We start from the raw sequence: 550 nt of genomic DNA, 5'->3' as shown, positions 1-550 counted from the left end.
CAATCATAGCAGAGAATTCTAACAATATTCCCTCAAAAATAAGTTCTGTTTGCATATAGACTCCTTTGCGGTCAACACCTAAACTAAAATTTGTTCCTAATCCTGAACTAGCTCCTGCACTAAATCCTAACTTAGCTATTGCTTTATAGTTCAAAATTTGCTTAGTACTGGATAAATTAAGTTTTAGTTCTAATTTTACCTGGATTGATGCCCCTCCTTTTGCGGATATATCCTTGAAACCCGCTAACATATTATGTTGAAAACCTACTTCTGCTTTAATTTGACCAGACACTATAAAATCTAAATTAAAACAACTATCATCATCAGCTAACAAGTCCATTAGAATATCAACAGTCTTTAATAATGCATATGCAATAGGATGTTTTCGAGCTACCAATTCTAGAATATCCCATCTTATAGATGTACCTACTAAAGGGCTAGCAATCAAATTAATATCAATCCCTAATCCTTGCCTCCCTACTAATGAAGGATATTCTTTAGAATCAATAGCTTCATAAAACCATGAGCCTGCAAAAGCAATTTTGGGATA

General features: G+C 33.5%; 1 protein-coding gene. It reads right to left on the bottom strand.

From position 1 onward, the window contains the following. Positions 1–550 (bottom strand): hypothetical protein (locus HX062_RS16175; protein ID WP_286468138.1); only part of this gene is annotated, 550 nt, incomplete at both ends.

Source organism: Myroides sp. DF42-4-2, from assembly GCF_030326445.1.
Classification (GTDB): domain Bacteria; phylum Bacteroidota; class Bacteroidia; order Flavobacteriales; family Flavobacteriaceae; genus Flavobacterium.
The sequence above is the reverse complement of the archived record's forward strand: the minus strand, read 5'-3'. Positions and strand labels throughout refer to the sequence as shown.